The following is a 21,667-nucleotide window of genomic DNA, read 5'->3' as shown; positions in this document are numbered from 1 at the left end:
GACGCCCGCGTCGCGTCGGACTCGGCGCGTGCCCAGCAATCACCCCGACACGCGGGCGTCCCTATACTCGTAGTGCTTGCCCCACCGTCGGCATGACCACCACCACCAGATCTGTTCTGCTGTTCGTGCTGCCCGCGGGGACATCGAAGTCAGTGGCCGGGCGAGTACAAACGGCCGTCGATGCTTCAGCGCGTCGCGGTGCACTAGTGAAGGGTCATCAGACGCGTGGCAGAACTCCAGTGGGACTCCCTCGACAGCAAGGCCGTCGACACGGTCCGCGTGCTCGCGGCGGATGCCGTCGAGAAGGTCGGCAACGGACACCCGGGCACGGCCATGAGCCTCGCCCCGGCCGCCTACCTGCTCTTCCAGAAGGTCATGCGTCGTGACCCCAGCGACTCCACCTGGATCGGCCGCGACCGGTTCATCCTGTCGGCGGGCCACTCCTCGCTCACGCAGTACATCCAGTTCTACCTCGGCGGCTACGGCCTCGAGCTGACCGACCTCGAGGCGCTCCGCACCTGGGGCTCCAAGACCCCGGGCCACCCCGAGTATGGGCACACCGACGGCGTCGAGATCACGACCGGCCCGCTCGGCCAGGGCCTCGCCTCGGCGGTCGGCTTCGCCTACGCGAGCCGCTTCGAGCGCAACCTGTTCGACCCCGACGCCCCCGCCGGCGAGAGCGTCTTCGACCACTTCGTCTACGTCATCGCGGGCGACGGCGACCTGCAGGAGGGCGTCACGAGCGAGGCGTCCTCCCTCGCGGGCCACCAGGAGCTCGGCAACCTCGTCGTGATCTACGACAGCAACCAGATCTCCATCGAGGACGACACGAACATCGCCTTCACCGAGGACGTCGCCGAGCGCTACGAGGCGTACGGCTGGGACGTGCACCAGGTCGACTGGAAGAAGACCGGCGAGTACGTCGAGGACGTCGCCGAGCTGAACGCCGCGATCGAGGCCGCGAAGGGCGTGACCGACAAGCCGTCGATCATCATCCTCAAGACGATCATCGGCTGGCCGAGCCCGAAGAAGCAGAACAGCGGCAAGATCCACGGATCCGCGCTCGGCGCCGAGGAGGTCAAGGGCCTCAAGGAGGTGCTCGGCTTCGACCCCGAGAAGAGCTTCGACGTCGACCCGGCGGTGCTCGAGCACACCCGCAAGGCGGTCGAGCGCGGACAGGCGCAGCACGCCGCGTGGACCGTGGAGTTCGACGCCTGGGCCGCAGCGAACCCGGAGAAGAAGGAGCTGCTCGACCGCCTCCTCTCCGGCGACGTGCCCGCGGGGGTCGAGGAGGCACTGCCGGTGTTCGAGGCCGGCAAGGACGTCTCGACCCGCGCCGCGTCCGGCAAGGTGATCAACGCGATCGCGCCGATCATGCCCGAGCTGTGGGGCGGCTCGGCCGACCTCGCGGAGTCGAACCTCACGACGATCGAGGGCGGCGGCTCGTTCGTGCCCGAGAAGTGGGGCACGCACGAGTGGAGCGCCAAGAAGGGCGGCCGCGTGCTGCACTTCGGCATCCGCGAGCACGCCATGGGCGCGATCCTCAACGGCATCGTGCTGCACGGCAACACGCGCCCGTTCGGCGGCACGTTCCTGATCTTCAGCGACTACATGCGCCCGCCGGTGCGCCTCGCGGCCCTCATGAAGGCGCCGACCATCTACGTCTGGACGCACGACTCCGTCGCGCTCGGCGAGGACGGCCCGACGCACCAGCCGGTCGAGCAGCTCGCCTCGCTCCGCGCGATCCCGGGCCTCGACATCGTTCGTCCCGCCGACGCCAACGAGACCGCGTGGGCCTGGAAGACGATCCTCGAGCGCCGCGAGGGCCCCGCGGGCCTCGCGCTCAGCCGCCAGAACCTGCCCGTGTTCGCGCGCGGCGAGGGCGCGGCCGAGGGCGACACCTTCGCCGCGGCCTCGGCCGTGCCGAAGGGCGCCTACGTGCTCGCGGAGGCCCCCGGAGGCACGCCCGACGTGATCTTCCTCGCCACCGGCTCCGAGGTGCAGATCGCGGTCGACGCCCGCGAACAGCTCAAGGCCGAGGGCATCAACGCGCGCGTCGTGTCGGTGCCGTGCGTCGAATGGTTCGAGGAGCAGGACGCCGCCTACCGCGAGAGCGTGCTGCCGGCATCCGTGACCGCGCGCGTCTCGATCGAGGCGGGCGTCGACCTCACCTGGAAGCGCTACGTCGGCGACGCCGGTCGCAGCGTGTCCATCGAGCACTTCGGTGCGAGCGCCGACTACAAGACGCTCTACCGGGAGTTCGGACTGACGACGGCGCACGCCGTCGCCGCCGCCAAGGAGTCCCTCGCCGCCGCCTCCGCCTGAACGACCCGTTCAGCAGCGACCGATCGCCCCCAGATATCGGAAGAAGACAGAGAACATGAGCACCACCGAAACCACGACCCAGTCCCCCACGGCCGCCCTGTCGGCCGCCGGCGTGAGCATCTGGCTCGACGACCTCTCCCGCGAGCGCATCGCGTCGGGCGGTCTCGAGAAGCTCATCGCCGAGAAGAACGTCGTCGGCGTGACGACCAACCCGACGATCTTCGCGGGCGCGCTCGCCAAGGGCGAGGCCTACGACGCCCAGGTCGCCGAGCTCGCGAAGGCGGGCACGAGCGTGACGGATGCCGTCTTCGAGATCACGACGGACGACGTCGCGAACGCGAGCGACATCTTCCGCGGCATCTACGACTCGACGGACGGCTTCGACGGCCGCGTGTCGATCGAGGTCGAGCCGGGCCTCGCGCACGACGCGGCCGGCACGATCGCCCAGGCGCAGCAGCTCTGGAACAAGGTGGCGCGCCCGAACGCCCTCATCAAGATCCCCGCGACCCTCGAGGGCCTCGAGGCGATCACCGAGACGATCGCGGCGGGCATCAGCGTCAACGTCACGCTCATCTTCAGCCTCGAGCGCTACCGCCAGGTCATCAACGCCTACCTCACGGGCCTCGAGAAGGCCCAGGCGGCGGGCATCGACCTGTCGACGCTGCACTCCGTCGCCTCGTTCTTCGTGTCGCGCGTCGACACCGAGATCGACAAGCGGCTCGAGGCGGTCGGCACGGATGAGGCGGCCGCCCTCAAGGGCAAGGCCGGCGTCGCGAACGCCCAGCTCGCCTACGAGGTCTACCTCGAGGAGTTCGCCTCGGAGCGCGCCGCGACGCTGCTCGCCGCGGGCGCCAACAAGCAGCGTCCGCTGTGGGCGTCGACCGGCGTCAAGGACCCGGCCGTGCTCGACACGACCTACGTCGTCGAGCTCGTCGCCCCCGAGGTCGTCAACACCATGCCGGAGAAGACGCTCGAGGCCACGTTCGACCACGGCGAGATCCGCGGCGACACCATCACGGGCTCGTACGCGGCCGCGCAGGGCGTGCTCGACGCGATCGCCGCGCAGGGCATCTCGTACGACGAGGTGACCGCGCTGCTCGAGAAGGAGGGCGTCGAGAAGTTCATCGTCAGCTGGAACGAGCTTCTCGACACCGTCACCGCGGCGCTGGACGCGGCCAAGTGACCGTCGCGATCGCCGCCTCGGGAGCGGCGGCGGAGGCGATCGACCGGGTCGTCCCGCAGCTCGTCAGCGACCTGGTCGCGAGCCGCATCACGGCGCAGGACCCCACGCTGTGGGGCCCGGACGCCGAGGCGGAGTCCGCGAAGCGACTCGGCTGGACCGAGGCCGTCGCGATCTCGTCGGCGCTCGTCGACGACATCGAGGCGCTCCGCGCCCGCCTGCTCGAGCTCGGGGTCGACCACATCGTGCTCGGCGGCATGGGCGGCTCGTCGCTCGCCCCCGAGGTCATCACGAAGACCGCGGGCGTCGAGCTCACGGTGCTCGACTCGACCGACCCGCAGCAGGTGCTCGACGCGCTCAACGACCGCCTGACCACCTCGGCGATCGTCATCTCGTCGAAGTCCGGCTCCACGGTCGAGACCGCGAGCCAGCGGAAGGTCTACGAGAAGGCGTTCCACGAGGCCGGCATCGACCCCGTCGACCGGATCGTCATCGTCACCGACCCGGGCTCGCCGCTCGACGTCTCGGCGCGTGCCGACGGCTACCGCGTCTTCAACGCCGACCCGAACGTCGGCGGCCGCTACTCGGCCCTCACCGCCTTCGGTCTCGTGCCGTCCGGACTGGCCGGCGTCGACATCCGTGCGCTTCTCGCCGAGGCCGAGGCCGTGCTCCCCGAGCTCGCGGTCGACGCGCCGTCGAACCCCGGGCTCGTGCTCGGCGCCGCCCTCGGCGGCACCCGCCCGCTCAAGGACAAGATCGGCGTCGTCGCGGACGGCACCCACATCGTCGGCTTCGGCGACTGGGTGGAGCAGCTCATCGCGGAGTCGACCGGCAAGATCGGCAAGGGCCTGCTGCCCGTCGTGCTGCCCGTCGACGCCCCCGAGCTCGCCGAGAGGCTCGACGACGTGCAGATCGTGCGTCTCGTCGGCTCGGTCGCCGAGGAGCGCGAGGTCGCCCCGGGCGAGGTCGAGATCACCGGCACGCTCGGCGCGCAGCTGCTCGTCTGGGAGTACGCCGTCGCCGTCGCGGGTCGCCTGATCGGCATCAACCCGTTCGACCAGCCGGACGTCGAGAGCGCGAAGGTCGCCACCCGTGCGCTGCTCGACACCACGCCCGAGCCCACCCCGCCGGCGTTCGTCTCGCCGGAGGGCATCGAGGTGCGCGGCACCGCGGACGTGCTCGCCGACGTGACCGACCTCGAGGGCGCGGTGTCGTCGCTGCTGTCGTTCCTCTCGGACGAGGGCTACCTCTCCGTGCAGGCGTACCTCTCGCGCATCGACAACCCCGAGCTGGAGGGCGTGCGCAACCGCCTCGCCGAGCGCGCCAAGCGCCCGGTGACGTTCGGCTGGGGCCCGCGGTTCCTGCACTCGACCGGCCAGTACCACAAGGGCGGCCCCGCGAACGGCGTGTTCCTGCAGATCACCGCCGTCGCGGCCGAGGACCTCGCGATCCCGGAGAGCCCGTTCACCTTCGGTGAGCTCATCCAGGCCCAGGCGGCCGGCGACGCGAGCGTGCTCGCCGAGCACGGCCGACCGGTGCTGACGCTGACGCTCACGAACCCGACTGACCAGCTGGCAGCGCTCGTCGCAGCGCTCAGCTGAGAGGACCCCGTGTCACCCGCAGAGATCTCTCCCCGAAACAATCCTCTCCGGCTTCCCACCGACCGTCGTCTCAACCGCATCGCGGGGCCCTCGAGCCTCGTGATCTTCGGCGTGACCGGCGATCTGTCGCGCAAGAAGCTCATGCCCGCGGTGTACGACCTGGCCAACCGCGGCCTGCTCCCCCCGGGCTTCGCGCTCGTCGGCTTCGCCCGGCGCGACTGGGAGGACCAGGACTTCGCCCAGGTCGTGCACGACGCCGTCAAGCAGTACGCGCGCACGCCGTTCGATGAGGACGTCTGGAACCAGCTGTCCCAGGGCATCCGTTTCGTGCAGGGCGAGTTCGACGACGAGGCGGCGTTCGAGCGTCTCCGCGAGACCGTCGAGGAGCTCGACCGCAGCCGCGGCACGATGGGCAACCACGCGTTCTACCTGTCGATCCCGCCGAAGGCGTTCCCGCTCGTCACCGAGCAGCTCAAGCGCTCGGGCCTCGCGGACCAGACGGTTGGCGCCTGGCGCCGCGTCGTCATCGAGAAGCCGTTCGGCTCCGACCTGAAGACCGCGCGCGAGCTCAACGCGATCGTCGAGGGCGTGTTCCCGCCCGACAGCGTGTTCCGCATCGACCACTACCTCGGCAAGGAGACCGTCCAGAACATCCTGGCGCTCCGGTTCGCGAACATGCTCTACGAGCCCATCTGGAACGCGAACTACGTCGACCACGTGCAGATCACGATGGCCGAGGACATCGGCGTGGGCGGCCGCGCCGGCTACTACGACGGCATCGGCGCGGCGCGCGACGTCATCCAGAACCACCTGCTGCAGCTGCTCGCGCTCACCGCGATGGAGGAGCCGGTGTCGTTCGACGCGGCCGACCTGCGCGCGGAGAAGGAGAAGGTGCTCTCGGCGGTGCGCCTGCCGAAGGACCTCGCCACGGCGACCGCGCGCGGTCAGTACGCGAGCGGCTGGCAGGGCGGCGAGAAGGTCACCGGCTTCCTCGAGGAGGACGGGATGAACCCGGAGTCCACGACGGAGACCTACGCCGCCATCAAGCTCGAGATCGGCACCCGCCGCTGGGCGGGCGTGCCGTTCTACCTGCGCGCCGGCAAGCGGCTCGGACGCCGGGTGACGGAGATCGCGGTGGTGTTCAAGCGCGCCCCGCAGTACCTGTTCGCCGAGAGCCAGACCGCGACCCTCGGCCAGAACGCGCTCGTCATCCGCGTGCAGCCGGACGAGGGCGTCACCATCCGCTTCGGCTCCAAGGTGCCGGGCGCCGGCATGCAGGTGCGCGACGTGACGATGGACTTCGGCTACGGCCACGCCTTCACCGAGGCGAGCCCGGAGGCCTACGAGCGCCTCATCCTCGACGTGCTGCTCGGCGACCCGCCGCTGTTCCCGCGGCACGAGGAGGTCGAGCTCAGCTGGAAGATCCTCGATCCGATCGAGGAGTACTGGGCCGCCGAGGGCGGTCCGCTCGAGCAGTACCGTCCGGGCACGTGGGGTCCCGCGTCGGCGGACGAGCTCCTCGAGCGCGACGGCCGCTCCTGGCGGCGGCCGTGATGAGAACTGCCATGATCGGAAGAGAACTGTGATCGTCGATCTGCCCAACACCACGACGCCCGGCGTCTCGAAGGCGCTCGTGAAGATCCGCGAGGAGGGCGGCGCCGTCGCCCTCGGGCGCGTGCTCACCCTCGTGATCTCCACGCACCTCGGCGAGGAGGAGGAGGCGATCGAGGCCGCCAACGACGCCTCGCGCGAGCACCCGATGCGCGTCATCGTTATCTCCACCGACCCGGAGGAGGAGGCGCTCGCCGATCCCCGGCTCGACGCGCAGATCCGGGTCGGCGGCGACGCCGGCGCGAGCGAGGTCATCGTGCTCAAGGCCTACGGCGCCACCGCGACCGACCCCGAGGGTCTCGTCACGGGCCTGCTGCTCTCCGACGCGCCGGTCGTCGTGTGGTGGCCGGGCCAGGCGCCCGACCGCGCCGCCGACACGGAGCTCGGCACGATCGGACAGCGCCGCATCACGGATGCCGCCGCGAGCGAGAACCCGCTCGAGGCGCTCGTGCGGCTCGCCGACTCGTACACGCCGGGCGACACGGACTTCGCCTGGACGCGCCTCACGCTGTGGCGCGCCCAGCTCGCGGCCGTGCTCGACCAGCCGCCGTACGAGCCCGTCACGGGCGTCGAGGTGTTCGGCACGGCCGACTCTCCCTCGTCGTTCCTGCTCGCCGCGTGGCTGCGCCTGCAGCTCGATGTCGAGGTCGAGCTGTCGACGTCGACGCGCGCGCACGGCTCGAGCGGCATCCAGGGCGTCGTGCTGCATCGTCCGTCGGGCGAGGTGCGCCTCGAGCGCACCACGCACGCCGTCGCGGTGCTCGAGCAGCCCAACCAGCCGACGCACGAGATTTCGCTGCCACGCCGCAGCCTGCGCGACTGCCTCGCCGAGGAACTGCGTAGGCTCGACCCGGACGACCTGTTCGGCGACGTGATCCGTCACGGCCTCGAACTGCTCGGGGGAACGGATGAGCGCGCGGTGCGCAAGGCGGCGAAGGCCGTCACGAACCGGCGCGCGACACAGGAGGAATAAGCCGATGAGCAACGGGCGTCGAGTCATCGTCCATCCCGACAAGTCGGCGCTCGCGGCGGCGGTCGCCGCCCGGTTCATCACGACGCTCATCGATGTCATCGACGAGTACGGTCACGCGGCCGTCGTGCTCACCGGTGGCACGATGGGCGCGGCCGTGCTCAAGTCCGTGCGCAAGTCGAAGGCGCGGCAGACCATCGACTGGAGTCGCGTCCACTTCTGGTGGGGCGACGAGCGGTGGCTGCCGCGCGGCGACGCCGAGCGCAACGAGACGCAGGCCCGGGAGGCGCTGCTCGACGTGCTCGGGCTCGACGGCAGCACGGTGCACGCGTTCCCGGCCTCCGACGATGGTCTCACCCTCGACGAGGCTGCGGATGCCTACGCGGCCGAGCTCGCGCGCTTCGGCCTCGACGGCGCGGCCTACCCGCCGTTCGACGTGACCTTCCTCGGCGTCGGGCCGGACGCCCACATCGCCTCCCTGTTCCCGGGGCGATCGGGCATCCGCGAGGCGGTGCGCACGGTCATCCCGGTGCGCAACTCCCCCAAGCCGCCGCCCGAGCGCCTCAGCCTGACGCTGCCGGTGATCAACTCGTCGCACCGGGTCTGGGCCGTCATGTCGGGCGCCGACAAGGCATCCGCCCTCGGCCTCACGCTCGCGGACGCGAGCGTCGCCGACGTGCCCGCGTCGGGCGCCCAGGGCCGCGATGCCACGGTCTTCTTCGTCGACCGCGACGCGACGGCGGAGGTGCCCGAGAGCCTCATGGCGACCGAGCTGTTCTGGACAGCGGCGGACTCCACCGACGAGTTCTAGGGGCGCGGGCCGGCCGGAGAGCTCCGCCGGCTTCACGGCCCAGGTCGTGACGGACGGGCGCTGACCGCATCCGCGAACGGGCACGGTCGGGAGCTGCGCGGGCGTTACGCGGTGGGAGCCGCCGTGCCGCGGCGGGAGCGCAGCTGCGCCAGCGCCTCCTCGAGGAGCTGGGCCGCCTCCTCCTCGGTGCGGCGCTCCTTCACGTACGCGAGGTGCGTCTTGTACGGCTCGAGCTTGGCGACCTGCGGCGGGTTCTCGCGGTCACGACCGGCGGGAAGGCCCGACGAGGGCGAGTCGATGACATCCGGGATCTCCTCCTCGGGGAGGCCCGCGGCGAAGTAGCGCACGGTCTCGTTGCCGAGGGCGTCCCAGTACGAGATCGCGATGCGGTCCGCGTGGTAGCCGCGGTCCTGTTCGCCCATGGGACCCGCGCCGACGCGCGAACCCCGGATGGCGCTGCCGCCTGAAGCCATGGAATCTCCTCCGAAGGGACGATGCTGTGTGAACGATGCTGTGTGGGAGTGTGCCGGGTGGCCGGCGCCCGCCGGATCAGCTGGCGGCGTCGAACTTCGTGATGAGGCCGAGCACGATGATGCTCACGATCCAGACCAGGCCGAGGAGCACGGTGAACCGGTTGAGGTTGCGCTCCGCGACGCCGGACGCGCCGAGGTTCGACGTGACGCCGCCCCCGAACATGTCGGACAGGCCGCCGCCGCGCCCCTTGTGCAGGAGGATGAGCAGCGTGAGCAGAAGGCTCGTGATCCCCAGGATGACCTGGAGCACGACCTGGAGGATCAACACGGAGAGTACCTTTCGTGCGGTCGGTGGCGTTCGTCTGGCCGACAGCCGGAGACAATCCTACCGTGCGCGGTCAGACGCCGACGTGCTTCTGGTAGCGCGCGATGCTCGAGAACTCGGCGACGTCGAGGCTCGCGCCGCCGACGAGGGCGCCGTCGACGTCCGGCTGCCGGAGGAAGCCCGCGATGTTGCCCGACTTGACGCTGCCGCCGTACAGGATGCGCGTCGCCGCGGCGACGTCGGCGCCGAGCAGCGACCCGAGCTCGGCGCGCAGCGCGGCGCAGACCTGCTGCGCCTGCTCGGGGGTCGCGGCCTGCCCGGAGCCGATCGCCCAGACCGGCTCGTACGCGATCACGAGATCGGCGGGACTCGACAGGTGCGCGAGTGCGCCGCGGAGCTGCGCGACCGGCACGGCCGACGGCCCATGCTGCTCGAGATCCTCGGCGGTCTCGCCGACGCACACCACCGGCACGATGCCGTGCTTGATCGCGGCCGCCGTCTTGGCGGCCACCACCTCGTCCGTCTCACCGTGGTACTGACGGCGCTCGGAGTGGCCGATGATCACGTAGCGCGCGTCGAGGGCCGCGAGGAACGCCCCCGAGATCTCGCCGGTGTACGCGCCCGAGTCGTGCGCCGACAGGTCCTGCGCGCCGTAGGCGAGCTCGAGCTTGTCGGCGGCCACGAGCGTCTGCACGCTGCGCAGGTCGGTGAACGGAGGGAACACCGCGACCTCGACGGCGGCGAAGTCGTGGCCGGCGTCCCTGAGGCTCCAGGCGAGCTTCTGCACGAAGGCGATCGCCTGCAGGTGGTCGAGGTTCATCTTCCAGTTGCCGGCGATGAACGGCGTGCGCGCGGCGCCGCCGTCCTGAGCCGGTCGAGGGGTCACTGCCATCCGAGCACCTCCAGCCCGGGGAGCTTCTTGCCCTCGAGGAACTCGAGGCTCGCGCCGCCGCCCGTCGAGATGTGGCCGAACTGGTCGTCGGAGAAGCCGAGCGCCCGCACGGCCGCGGCCGAGTCGCCGCCGCCGACCACGCCGAGGCCGCTCACCCCGGTGAGCGCCTGCGCGACGGCCTTCGTGCCCGCGGCGAAGGCGGGGAACTCGAACACGCCCATCGGCCCGTTCCAGAACACGGTCGTCGACGCCGCGATGATCTCGGCGAACCGCGCCGCGGTGTCCGGTCCGATGTCGAGGCCGATTCCCGAGGCGCCGAACGCGGTGCCCTCGATCGCGTCGGCCGCGGCGATCTCGTGCTCGGCAGCCGGGCTGAAGCCCGACGCGACCACGACATCCGTCGGCAGCACGATCCGCACGCCGCGCTCCTCGGCGTCCTTCAGGTAGCCGAGCACGGTGTCGATCTGGTCCTTCTCGAGCAGGCTGGATGCGACCGGGTGACCCTGCGCGGCCAGGAAGGTGAAGAGCATGCCGCCGCCGATGAGCAGGTTGTCGACGCGCGGCAGCAGGTGCCCGATCACGCCGAGCTTGTCGCTCACCTTCGATCCGCCGAGCACGACCGTGTAGGGGCGCTCGGGGTTCTCGGTGAGCCGGTCGAGCACGTCGAGCTCCGCGGCGATGAGGGTGCCGGCGGCGCTCGGCAGGAGGGTCGCGAGCTCGTACACGCTCGCCTGCTTGCGGTGCACGACGCCGAAGCCGTCGGAGACGAGCACGTCGCCGAGCGCCGCGAGCCGCTCCGCGAACGCGAGACGCTCGTCGGCGTCCTTGCTCGCCTCCCCCGCGTTGAAGCGCAGGTTCTCGAGCAGCACGACGTCGCCGTCGGACGCCGCCGCGACCGCCTCACGGGCGGCGTCGCCGACGGTGTCCGTCGCGAACGTCACGGGCTTGCCGAGCAGCTCGGACAGGCGCTGTGCGACGGGCGCGAGGCTGTACTTCGGGTCGGGCGCGCCGTCGGGGCGGCCCAGGTGCGACATCGCGACGACGCGGGCGCCGGCGTTGATGAGCAGGTTCAGCGTCGGCAGCGACGCGCGCACGCGTCCGTCGTCCGTGATCGCGCCGTCCTTCAGGGGGACGTTGAGATCGAGCCGGACGAGGACGGTGCGCCCGCCGAGGGCGCCGAGGCTCTCGATCGTGCGGAGGGTCATCGCTCGGTGTCTGTCGCGCTCAGAGGCGATCGGCGACGTACTCGGTGATGTCGACGAGACGGTTCGAGTAGCCCCACTCGTTGTCGTACCACGACGCGACCTTGACCTGGTCGCCGATCACCTTGGTCAGGCCGGCGTCGAAGATCGAGGAGTGCGGGTCGGACTGGATGTCGGTCGAGACGATCGGGTCCTCGGTGTAGGCCAGGATGCCCTTGAGGCGGCCCTCCTCCGACGCCTTCTTGTACGCGGCGTTGATGTCGGCGACCGTGAGGCCCTTCGTCGCGCTCTGCAGCGTGAGGTCGGTTATCGAGCCGGTGATGACCGGCACGCGGAGCGCGTAGCCGTCGAGCTTGCCGACGAGCTCCGGGATGACGAGGCCGAGCGCCTTGGCGGCGCCGGTCGAGGTCGGGATGATGTTCGCGGCCGCGGCGCGCGCGCGGCGGAGGTCGCTGTGCGGGCCGTCCTGCAGGTTCTGGTCGGCCGTGTAGGCGTGCACCGTCGTCATGAGGCCGCGCTCGATTCCGAACTCGTCGAGGAACACCTTCGCGAGCGGGGCCAGGCAGTTCGTCGTGCACGAGGCGTTCGAGATGACGGTGTGCTTGGCGGGGTCGTAGGTCTCCTCGTTGACGCCGAGCACGAGGGTCGCGACGTCGTCGCCCGTGGCCGGGGCCGAGACGATGACCTTCTTCGCGCCGCCGATGAGGTGCTTCTTGGCATCCTCCGACTTGGTGAAGCGGCCGGTCGACTCGATCACGATGTCGACGCCGAAGTCGCCCCACGGCAGGGCCGCCGGGTCGCGCTCGGCGAGCACCTTGATCGGCTTGCCGTTCACGATGATCGAGTCGCCCTCGACCTGAACGTCCGCGGGGATGCGACCCGTGACGCTGTCGTACTTCAGGAGGTGCGCGAGAGCCTTGGGGTCGGTGAGGTCGTTGACCGCGACGATCTCGAGGTCGCTGCCCTTGGCCAGGGCGGCGCGGAAGAAGTTGCGACCGATGCGGCCGAAGCCGTTGATGCCGATCTTGACGCTCACAGAACTCTCCAGTGGTGGTGTTCGCGCGGCAGCTCCGCGCAGGTCAGAGGGGGTGGTGACGGCAGTCGGCCGGGGCGGATCGCCCCGGCCGTGACGCCGTTACGACAGTACCAGCAGGCCGCCGGTCTTCTCGGTCGCGGCCGTGTAGCGGGCCTCCACGTTGTCCCAGGACACGATGTTCCAGAACGCCTTGACGTAGTCGGCCCGCACGTTCTTGTAGTCGAGGTAGTAGGCGTGCTCCCACACGTCGAGCATGAGCAGCGGCACGAGCCCGAGCGGCACGTTGCCCTGCTGGTCGAACAGCTGGAACGTGGTCAGGTTCCCGCCGATGATGTCGTAGGCGAGCACCGCCCAGCCGGAGCCCTGCACGCCGAGCGCGACGGCCGTGAACTGCGCGACGAAGGCGTCGAACGAGCCGAACTGGCCGTCGATCGCGGTCGCGAGGTCGCCCGTCGGCTTGTCGCCGCCCTCGGGGCTGAGGTTCGTCCAGAAGATCGAGTGGTTGACGTGACCGCCGAGGTTGAACGCGAGGTCCTTCTCGAGCTTGTTCACGTTCGCGAGGTTGCCGCTCTCGCGGGCCTCGGCGAGCTGCGCGAGCGCGGTGTTCGCGCCCGTCACGTAGGCCTGGTGATGCTTCGAGTGGTGCAACTCCATGATCGTGCCGCTGATGCTCGGAGCGAGTGCCCCGTAGTCGTACGCGAGATCCGGGAGGGTGTACTCAGCCATTGCGCTTCTCCATTTCCGCACGCCCCGGACACGCGGGATCGGCGGTCCGGGCCGGCGGTTTCGAGTCTAGTGAGCGCCCAGCGGGGATACCGGCGGGTTACCGGATGCGTCGAGCCCGCGCTCAGGCCGCGACAGTGCTCCGGCCGAGCGCGCTCAGGCAGACCGCGCTCAGGCGTCGATCAGATCGTCGGGCAGGCCCGCATCCGTGCCCGGCACGCCGAGCTCGACCGCGCGCTTGTCGGCCATCGCGAGCAGGCGACGGATGCGGCCGGCGACCGCATCCTTCGTCATCGGCGGGTCGGCGAAGTGGCCGAGCTCGTCGAGGCTCGCGTCGCGGTGGTCGAGGCGCAGCGCGCCGGCGTAGCGCAGGTGCTCCGGCACCCCGTCCCCGAGGATCTCGAGGGCGCGCTCGACGCGGGCGCAGGCCGCGACCGCCGCCTGCGCGGAGCGGCGCAAATTGGCGTCGTCGAAGTTGACCAGCCGGTTGGCGGTCGCCCGGACCTCACGGCGCTGGCGCAGCTGCTCCCAGGCGGCGACGGTGTCCCCGGCGCCCATGAGCACGAGCAGCCTGCTGATCTCCTCCCCCTCGCGGACCACGACGCGCGTCACGCCGCGCACGTCGCGCGCCTTGGCCGTGACGCCGAGCCGGCCCGCGGCGCCGACGAGAGCCATGGCCGCCTCGGGACTCGGGCAGGCGACGTCGAGCGACGCCGAGCGGCCCGGGTCGGTGAGCGATCCCGCGGCGAGGAACGCCCCGCGCCAGATCGCGGCGAGCTCCTCGCGCGACCCGGTGGTGAGCCGGTTCGGCAGGCCGCGCACGGGCCGCCGCCGGGAGTCGAGCAGCCCGGTCTGGCGGGCGAGCGTCTCGCCGCCCTCGACGACGCGCACGAGGTACTGCGGGGTCTTGCGCTGGCCGGAGGGCTGCACGACGATGCCCGCGCTGCGGGTGCCGTACAGCTCGGCGAGGTCCTTGCGCAGCCGCGATGCCGAGACGGCCGAGTCGAGCTCCGCCTCCACGGCGAGGCGGCCGGAGATGGTGTGCAGCCCGCCCGCGAAGCGCAGCACGCTCGCGAGCTCGGCGGCGCGCACCGACGTCTTGCCGACGACGACCTTCGCGAGCTCGTCCTTGACGTCGGCGGTCAATGCCACGGGCTACTCCTTGCTGGATCGACGGATGCGGTGCTGGCGCGGGGTCGCTACTCGCGTCCCAGGTCCCGGTGCTTCACCCGGACGACGACGCCGGGCAGGCCGCGCACGGCGGCCGCGAGCTCCTCGACGACGGCGACGGATCGGTGCTTGCCGCCCGTGCATCCGACAGCGATCGTAGCGTGTCTCTTGTCCTCCCGCTGATAGCCGGCGAGCACGGGCGCGAGGGCGGCGGAGTAGGCGGCGACGAACTCGCGCGCGCCCGGCCGGGACAGCACGTACTCGCTCACCGCGGGGTCGAGGCCGGTCTGATCGCGCAGCGCCGGATCCCAGTGCGGGTTCGGCAGGAAGCGCGCGTCGGCGACCATGTCGGCGTCGGTCGGCAGGCCGTACTTGAATCCGAAGCTCATGAGCGTGACCCGCACCCCCGGGGTGTCCGCGGGCGCGAACTGCTCGGCGACCCGGGTCGCGAGCTCGTGGATGTTGAGCTCGGAGGTGTCGAGCACGACGTCCGCGAGGGCGCGCAGCGGTGCGATCCGCTCCCGCTCGGCGACGATGCCGTCGAGGATCGTGCCGTCGCCCTGCAGCGGATGCGGTCGCCGCACCTGCTCGAAGCGGCGGACGAGGGCGGCATCCGTGGCCTCGAGGAACAGGATGCGCACGCCGATCTCGCGGCGGAGCGCATCGAGCGCGCCCTCGAGGTCGGTGAACAGGCGGCCGCCGCGCACGTCGACGACGGCGGCGATCCGCGGCAGGGTGTCGCGGGCGCGCCGGGCGAGGTCGACGAGCGGGGGCAGCATCTGCGGCGGCAGGTTGTCGACGACGTACCAGCCCAGGTCCTCGAGCGAGTTCGCGACCGTCGACCGCCCGGCGCCCGACATGCCCGTGACGATGAGCAGCTGCTGCGTCTCGGACGTCACGGGGAGGGCCTCACGGGTCGGCGGTGCGGGGCTCTCACGATACCGGGCGCGCGGGAGCGTCGGCGCCGGTGCCGTCTGCCGGTGCCGCCGCATCCGGCCTCAGGGCCGCGACGATCGCGGTCGCGAGCGCCGGCCCGATGCCGCGCACCTCGGCGATCGCCGCGGCATCCGCGCGCTTGAGCCGCGCGACCGAGCCGAAGTGCTTGAGCAGCTCCCGCACCCGGCTCGGCCCGAGGCCCGGGATCTCGGCGAGCTGCGACGAGATGTCGGAGCGGCGGCGCTGGCGCTGGTAGGTGATCGCGAAGCGGTGCGCCTCGTCGCGGATGCGCTGGAACAGGAAGAGCGCCTCGCTGTTGCGCGGCAGGATCACCGGGTAGTCGCTGTCGGGCAGCCAGATCTCCTCGAGGCGCTTCGCGATGCCGCACAGCGTGATGCCGGTGATTCCGGCCTCGTCGAGCGCGCGCTGCGCCGCCGCGACCTGCGGCTGGCCGCCGTCGACGATGAGCAGGTTCGGCTTGTACGCAAACCGGGCGCGCTTGCCCTCGTCGTCGACGAGCTCCTCCGGCTCGCGCAGGTAGGCGAGGCGCCTGGTCAGGGTCTGGTGGATCGACTCGGTGTCGTCCGTCGTCTCCGCGATCGAGAAGCGCCGGTACTGGTCCTTGCGCGGCAGGCCGTCCTCGAACACGACCATCGACGCGACGACGTTCGTGCCGGACAGGTGCGACACGTCGTAGCACTCCATCCGCAGCGGGGCGTCGGACATGCCGAGCGCCTCCTGGATGTCGCTGAGCGCCTGACTGCGGGCCACGAAGTCGCCCGAGCGGCGGGTCTTGTAGAGCATGAGCGCCTGCTTGGCGTTCGTCGTCACGGTCTGCGCGAGCGCGGCCTTCTCGCCGCGGTGCGCGACCCGGATGGCGACCCGGCCGGCTCGCTCGCGCAGTCCGGTGAGGTACTGCTCGAGCTCGGGGGCGTCATCCGGGAGCGCGGGCACGAGCACCTCGCGCGGCGGCTCGCCGCCGGCCTGGCCGTCGTCGGGGTCGTAGGCGTTCTGCAGCACCGTCTCGACGAGCTCGCCGAGGGTCACGTCGAGCTCCTTGTCGACCACCCAGCTGCGCACACCGCGGATGCGCCCGCCGCGCACGATGAACTGCTGCACGGCGGCGGCTAGCTCGTCGTCGGCGATGCCGAACACGTCGGCGTCGACGTCCTCGGCGAGCACGACGTTCGTCTTCGACAGCGCCGCCTCCATCGCCTGGATCTGGTCGCGGTAGCGCGCGGCCGACTCGAAGTCGAGCTCGGCGGAGGCCGCCTTCATCCGCCTCGTGAGGTCGCCGACGTAGCGCTGGTCGTTGCCCGCCATGAAGTTCGCGAAATCGAGCGCGATCGCCTTGTGGTCCGCCTTCGAGATGCGGCCGACGCACGGCGCGGCGCACTTGCCGATGTCACCGAGCAGACACGGACGGCCGGTGCGCTCGGCCCGCTGGTATGTGCTGTCGGAGCACGATCGCATCGGGAACGGCTTGAGCAGGTTGTCGACCGTCTCCTTGATCGCCCAGACCTTGGTGTACGGCCCGAAGTAGCGGGCGCCGCGCAGGTTGCGGTTGCGCGTGACGAGCACGCGCGGCACGTCGTCGGCGAGCGTGATGGCCAGGAACGGATAGGTCTTGTCGTCCCGGAACATCACGTTGAACGGCGGTGTGAACTCCTTGATCCAGGTGTACTCGAGCTGCAGCGCCTCGAACTCGCTCGCCACGACCGTCCACTCGACGCTGCGGGCGGTGAGCACCATCCGCCGGGTGCGCTCGTGCAGGCTCGGCAGCGGCTGGAAGTAGTTCGAGAGCCGGGAGCGCAGGTTCTTCGCCTTGCCGACGTAGAGCACGCGGCCCTTCTCGGAGCGGAACCGGTACACGCCCGGCTGCGTCGGGATCTCGCCGGCCCTCGGGCGCCAGGCGACGGTGTCGGCCACGGCTCAGCCCCTCCCCGGCGTGTCGGCCGCCGCCACGGTCAGGCGCGCGCCCGAACCGGCTCGACCGGCAGCAGGTCGTGCAGGAACTCGCCGGTGTGGCTCTCGGCCACCCGCGCGACCTCCTCGGGCGTGCCCTCGGCGACGATGACGCCGCCGCCCGAGCCGCCCTCCGGACCCATGTCGATGATCCAGTCGGCGTTCTTGATGACGTCGAGGTTGTGCTCGATGACGATGACGGTGTTGCCCTTGTCGACGAGGCCGTTCAGCACGAGCAGCAGCTTGCGCACGTCTTCGAAGTGCAGACCGGTGGTCGGCTCGTCGAGCACGTAGACGCTGCGGCCGTTCGAGCGCTTCTGCAGCTCGGTCGCGAGCTTGACGCGCTGCGCCTCGCCGCCGGAGAGCGTGGTCGCGCTCTGCCCGAGGCGCACGTAGCCGAGGCCGACGTCGACGAGCGTCTTGAGGAAGCGGTGGATCGAGCTGATCGGCTCGAAGAACTCGGCCGCCTCGCTGATCGGCATCTCGAGCACCTCGGCGATGTTCTTGCCCTTGTAGCGCACCGTCAGGGTGTCGCGGTTGTAACGCGCTCCCCCGCACACCTCGCACGCGACGTAGACGTCGGGCAGGAAGTTCATCTCGATCTTGATCGTGCCGTCGCCCGAGCAGTTCTCGCAGCGGCCGCCCTTGACGTTGAACGAGAACCGGCCCGGCAGGTAGCCGCGGGTCTTCGCATCCGTCGTCTCGGCGAACAGGGTGCGGATCTTGTCGAACACGCCCGTGTAGGTCGCCGGGTTCGACCGCGGCGTGCGGCCGATCGGAGCCTGGTCGACGTGCACGACCTTGTCGAGGTGGTCGAGGCCGGTGACGCGGGTGTGGCGGCCCGGGATCTGGCGGGCGCCGTTGAGCTCGTTGGCGAGCACCCGGTAGAGGATGTCGTTGACGAGGCTCGACTTGCCCGATCCGGAGACGCCCGTGACGGCCGTGAAGACGCCGAGCGGGAACGAGGCCGTGACGTTCTTGAGGTTGTTGGCGCGCGCGCCGACCACGGTGATCTCGCGCTGCGGGTCGATCGGCCGGCGCGTCTCGGGCACGCCGATCTCGCGGCGGCCCGCGAGATAGTCGCCCGTGAACGAGTCGGTGTTCGCGAGCAGCGACGCGTAGTCGCCCGAGTGCACGACGACCCCGCCGTGCTCCCCCGCGCCGGGGCCGATGTCGACGATCCAGTCGGCCGTGCGGATGGTGTCCTCGTCGTGCTCGACGACGATGAGGGTGTTGCCGAGGTTCTTGAGCTTGACGAGCGTGTCGATGAGGCGGCGGTTGTCGCGCTGGTGCAGGCCGATCGACGGCTCGTCGAGCACGTAGAGCACGCCGGTCAGGCCCGAGCCGATCTGGGTCGCGAGCCGGATGCGCTGCGCCTCGCCGCCCGACAGCGTCGCGGCGGCGCGCGCGAGGTCGAGGTAGCTGAGGCCGACCTCGACGAGGAACTCGAGGCGCAGCTTGATCTCGCGCAGCACCTGCGCGCCGATGCGCGCCTCGCGCTCGGTGAGCGTGAGCTGCGACATGAAGTCGTAGACGTCGCCGAGGCTCAGCTCGCAGGCGTCGGAGATGCTCGAGCCGTTGACGGTGACCGCGAGCACCTCGGGCTTGAGGCGCTTGCCGTCGCACACCGGGCAGGGGATCTCGCGCAGGTACTCGGCGAACCGGGCGCGCTGCACATCCGTCTCGGCCTCGGCGAACTTGCGCTCGATGTACGGGATGACCCCCTCGAAGCCCGTCGAGTACTTCATGTCGCGGCCGTAGCGGTTGCGCCAGCGCACCACGACCTCGAAGTCGTTGCCGTGCAGGATGGCCTGACGCTGGTCTTCCGTGAGCTGCTGCCACGGCGTCGTGAGGTCGAAACCGAGGTCCTTGCCGAGGCCGACGAGCAGCTTCTCGAAGTAGTGGAACAGCCCCTTGCCGGCCTGCGCGGCCCAGGGCAGGATCGCGCCCTCCGCGAGGGAGTTCGCCGGGTCGGAGATGACGAGGTCGGAGTCGACTGCCATCTTCGAGCCGAGTCCGGAGCACTCCGGGCAGGCTCCGAACGGCGCGTTGAAGCTGAACGTGCGCGGCTCGATCTCGGTGAGGGCGACCGGATGTCCGTTCGGGCAGGAGAGCTTCTCGCTCATCGTGCGCCAGGCCCGCTTCGGGTCGCTCTCGTCGACGTAGTTGATCTGCACGAGGCCGTCGGTGAGGCGCAGCGCCGTCTCGAGCGAGTCGGTGAGCCGCGTGAGCAGGTCGTCGGCCGCGACGAGCCGGTCGATGACGACGGAGATGTCGTGCTTGACCTGCTTCTTCAGCGTCGGCGGGTCGGTGAGCTGCACCATCTCGCCGTCGACCATCGCGCGCGAGTAGCCCTGGGCGGCGAGCTCCTTGAACAGGTCGACGAACTCGCCCTTCTTCTGGCTCACGACCGGGCTCAGCACCTGGTACCGGGTGCCGGCCGGAAGCTCCATGAGCTGGTCGGCGATCTGCTGCACGGTCTGGCGCTGGATCTTCTCGCCGCACACCGCGCAGTGCGGCACGCCGACGCGCGCCCAGAGCAGGCGCATGTAGTCGTAGATCTCGGTGATCGTGCCCACCGTCGAACGCGGATTGCGGTTCGTCGACTTCTGGTCGATCGACACCGCGGGGCTCAGCCCCTCGATGAAGTCGACGTCGGGCCGGTCGACCTGGCCGAGGAACTGGCGCGCGTACGCGGAGAGCGACTCGACGTAGCGGCGCTGGCCCTCGGCGAAGATCGTGTCGAACGCGAGGCTCGACTTGCCCGAGCCGGACAGGCCCGTGAACACGACGAGCGAGTCGCGCGGGATCTCGAGGTCGATGTTCTTGAGGTTGTGCACGCGCGCGCCCTTGACACTGAGCGTGTTGGAGGCACCGTGCGCGTTGGGGGCACTGAGCCTCGACGAAGCACCGGGCTTCTGAATACCGGGTTTCTGGGCACCGGGAACGGCAGAGATCGACATCGGCACCAGTCTACGAACGACCACCGACACCGGCTGGTAGAGAACGGATGCCGCGACCGCGCCGACAGCGAACGCGGGGGAAGCGGCGCGGGTCCTGCGGCCCGCGGGCTACAGCGCGCCGCCGCCGAGCGCGCGCAGGCGGGCGCGCTCCGCGTCGCGCTCCGCGGCGACCTCGACGCACGCCTCGACGAAGCGCGCGCGCGACTGGTCGGGCGTGAACGCCGAGAGGTAGCTGCGCACGAGCTCCGCCCGAGCGCTCGGGTCGTCCGCGGCGATCACCTCCGCGACGATCTCGGGAGCGCGCTCGGCATCCGTCGCGGTGAGGCGCGGGATCGCGGCGAGCAGGCCGCCGTCCGCCTCCGCCGCCTGCTCGCCCGCGGGCGTCGTGACGATGAGCGGGCGCAGGGTCGGCAGCCACGCGCTCGCCACCGCCGAGACGTCCGTGATGAGCACGTCCGCGCGTGCGAAGCTCTGCTCGAGCGTCTCGTCGTCGGCGCGGATGACGCGGTTGCCGCTGCCGGCGGCGGCCACGGCATCCGTGATCGCGCGCGTCGCGACGGCGTACTCGCCGCTCGTCACGCCCGAGAGCGGATGCGGTCGCACGTCGACCCGGAACCTCCCGTCGGCGAGCAGCGCGTCGACGAGCCCGCGGCCGTGCGAGAGCACGGAGCTGTAGGCGACGCTCGGCTGGGCCCCCTCCCAGGTCGGCGCGTAGAGCACGCGGACGCGCGCGTCGAGGTTCGGCACGAGGGTGAGCGGCGCGTTCTGCGGCTGGCCGACGATCTTGGTGTGCTCGGCGACGTCGTACTTCGCCAGCCGCAGCCGGACGCGCTCGACGGCCGCCTCCCCGGGCAGGAATGCGTAGTCGTAGGCCTTGAGCTGGTTCGACGCGCTCACGCCCTTGTCGCTGTCGCCGTGGCCGAGGTAGACGTGCATGAGCGACGTGAACCGCAGCGCCTCGAAGTTGCGCGGCGCGTGGCTCACGTACAGCGCGAGCTTCACCTCGCTGCGCCCGAGCAGATCGTCGAGCGTGCCGTATCGCGCGATCGTGGCGACCGGGATGTCGGTGAGCTCGCGCAGGCGGGACGAGACGCGCGAGTCCTGCGTCGCGATGGCCACCGGCAGGGTCGCGTGCAGCTCCTCGAAGGCGGGCAGCCACGGCGTCACCTGATAGAGGCTGTCGAGCGCGTCGGGGAAGTAGACGAGCACGGTCGCGTCGAGGCTCGTGCCCGCCAGGGCGTCGTCGTCGCCGAGACGATCGATCCACGCGACCGGGAAGAACCGGCTGCTGCGCACCGCTCGGAGGATGCGGGACTGCAGACGCCGCCGAAGGCTCACGAGAGGCACCCCAGCACCCTACCGATCCGGCGCGGTCGGTCTCGGCAGGCTCGGCCGGCGGGGCGGGCATGGTCTCGAGACGCGGGCTCGCTGCGCTCGCGCGCTCCTCGACCAGCGGGGCGGGCTCGCTGCGCTCGCGCGCTCCT

At 70.9% G+C, this 21,667-nt stretch carries 17 protein-coding genes; 6 read left to right on the top strand and 11 right to left on the bottom strand.

Annotated elements, in window-relative coordinates:
• The first annotated feature begins 225 nt into the window (after nucleotides 1–225).
• The 6 genes from tkt to pgl are packed head-to-tail and all read left to right on the top strand — an operon-like array spanning nucleotide 226 to nucleotide 8,498.
• Entirely contained in the window at nucleotides 226–2,325 is a 2,100-nt protein-coding gene (gene tkt, locus QT381_RS08875) for a transketolase (protein WP_289248548.1), read from the top strand.
• Nucleotides 2,326–2,380: 55 nt separating this feature from the next.
• Entirely contained in the window at nucleotides 2,381–3,508 is a 1,128-nt protein-coding gene (tal, locus tag QT381_RS08870; RefSeq protein WP_289248547.1) for a transaldolase, read from the top strand.
• Nucleotides 3,505–5,106 (top strand): phosphoglucose isomerase-related protein, encoded by a 1,602-nt coding sequence (locus tag QT381_RS08865; RefSeq protein ID WP_289248546.1) that lies wholly within the window; start codon nucleotides 3,505–3,507, stop codon nucleotides 5,104–5,106. Before tal ends, QT381_RS08865 begins: the two co-directional genes overlap by 4 nt.
• Nucleotides 5,107–5,115: 9 nt before the next feature.
• Nucleotides 5,116–6,660 (top strand): glucose-6-phosphate dehydrogenase, encoded by a 1,545-nt coding sequence (gene zwf / locus QT381_RS08860; RefSeq protein ID WP_289248545.1) that lies wholly within the window; start codon nucleotides 5,116–5,118, stop codon nucleotides 6,658–6,660.
• Between the two features lie 28 nt (nucleotides 6,661–6,688).
• Nucleotides 6,689–7,690, top strand: a complete 1,002-nt coding sequence (locus QT381_RS08855) for a glucose-6-phosphate dehydrogenase assembly protein OpcA (RefSeq protein WP_289248544.1) — start codon at nucleotides 6,689–6,691, stop codon at nucleotides 7,688–7,690.
• A 4-nt stretch (nucleotides 7,691–7,694) separates the two neighbouring features.
• Nucleotides 7,695–8,498 carry a 6-phosphogluconolactonase gene (gene pgl, locus QT381_RS08850; protein WP_289248543.1) on the top strand — a complete coding sequence of 268 codons (804 nt, stop codon included), beginning with the start codon at nucleotides 7,695–7,697 and terminating at the stop codon, nucleotides 8,496–8,498.
• Between the two features lie 104 nt (nucleotides 8,499–8,602).
• Here the strand turns inward: pgl and QT381_RS08845 are convergent, their stop codons facing one another.
• The 11 genes from QT381_RS08845 to QT381_RS08795 form a co-directional block, all read right to left on the bottom strand.
• Nucleotides 8,603–8,971: an RNA polymerase-binding protein RbpA gene (locus QT381_RS08845; protein ID WP_289248541.1), complete on the bottom strand. Its 369-nt coding sequence runs from the start codon at nucleotides 8,969–8,971 to the stop codon at nucleotides 8,603–8,605.
• Between the two features lie 76 nt (nucleotides 8,972–9,047).
• A complete protein-coding gene (gene secG, locus QT381_RS08840; RefSeq protein ID WP_289248540.1) occupies nucleotides 9,048–9,299 on the bottom strand; it encodes a preprotein translocase subunit SecG in 252 nt (83 codons plus the stop codon).
• 70 nt (nucleotides 9,300–9,369) lie between these two features.
• On the bottom strand, nucleotides 9,370–10,188 hold the full coding sequence (gene tpiA, locus QT381_RS08835) for a triose-phosphate isomerase (protein ID WP_289248538.1): 819 nt from the start codon (nucleotides 10,186–10,188) through the stop codon (nucleotides 9,370–9,372).
• A complete protein-coding gene (locus QT381_RS08830) occupies nucleotides 10,179–11,393 on the bottom strand; it encodes a phosphoglycerate kinase (RefSeq protein ID WP_289248537.1) in 1,215 nt (404 codons plus the stop codon). Before QT381_RS08830 ends, tpiA begins: the two co-directional genes overlap by 10 nt.
• Before the next feature lie 19 nt (nucleotides 11,394–11,412).
• Entirely contained in the window at nucleotides 11,413–12,426 is a 1,014-nt protein-coding gene (gap, locus tag QT381_RS08825; protein ID WP_289248536.1) for a type I glyceraldehyde-3-phosphate dehydrogenase, read from the bottom strand.
• 99 nt (nucleotides 12,427–12,525) lie between these two features.
• Nucleotides 12,526–13,152, bottom strand: coding sequence for a superoxide dismutase (locus QT381_RS08820; protein ID WP_289248535.1), 627 nt, complete (start codon nucleotides 13,150–13,152; stop codon nucleotides 12,526–12,528).
• A gap of 168 nt (nucleotides 13,153–13,320) precedes the next feature.
• The gene (gene whiA, locus QT381_RS08815; protein ID WP_289248534.1) at nucleotides 13,321–14,301 is read right to left on the bottom strand and encodes a DNA-binding protein WhiA; all 981 of its coding nucleotides are present in this window, start codon (nucleotides 14,299–14,301) and stop codon (nucleotides 13,321–13,323) included.
• A 47-nt stretch (nucleotides 14,302–14,348) separates the two neighbouring features.
• Complete coding sequence (rapZ, locus tag QT381_RS08810; protein ID WP_289248533.1) at nucleotides 14,349–15,218, bottom strand: RNase adapter RapZ; 870 nt, start codon at nucleotides 15,216–15,218, stop codon at nucleotides 14,349–14,351.
• 34 nt (nucleotides 15,219–15,252) lie between these two features.
• On the bottom strand, nucleotides 15,253–17,184 hold the full coding sequence (gene uvrC / locus QT381_RS08805; RefSeq protein WP_289248532.1) for an excinuclease ABC subunit UvrC: 1,932 nt from the start codon (nucleotides 17,182–17,184) through the stop codon (nucleotides 15,253–15,255).
• Between the two features lie 38 nt (nucleotides 17,185–17,222).
• Nucleotides 17,223–20,183: an excinuclease ABC subunit UvrA gene (gene uvrA / locus QT381_RS08800; protein WP_289248531.1), complete on the bottom strand. Its 2,961-nt coding sequence runs from the start codon at nucleotides 20,181–20,183 to the stop codon at nucleotides 17,223–17,225.
• Between the two features lie 108 nt (nucleotides 20,184–20,291).
• Complete coding sequence (locus QT381_RS08795) at nucleotides 20,292–21,530, bottom strand: CDP-glycerol glycerophosphotransferase family protein (RefSeq protein ID WP_289248530.1); 1,239 nt, start codon at nucleotides 21,528–21,530, stop codon at nucleotides 20,292–20,294.
• Nucleotides 21,531–21,667: the final 137 nt, after the last annotated feature.

This window comes from Galbitalea sp. SE-J8 (assembly GCF_030345695.1).
Lineage (GTDB): Bacteria > Actinomycetota > Actinomycetes > Actinomycetales > Microbacteriaceae > JAUASV01.
Note: the sequence above shows the minus strand (reverse complement) of the source record. Positions and strands in the feature narration are given on the sequence as shown.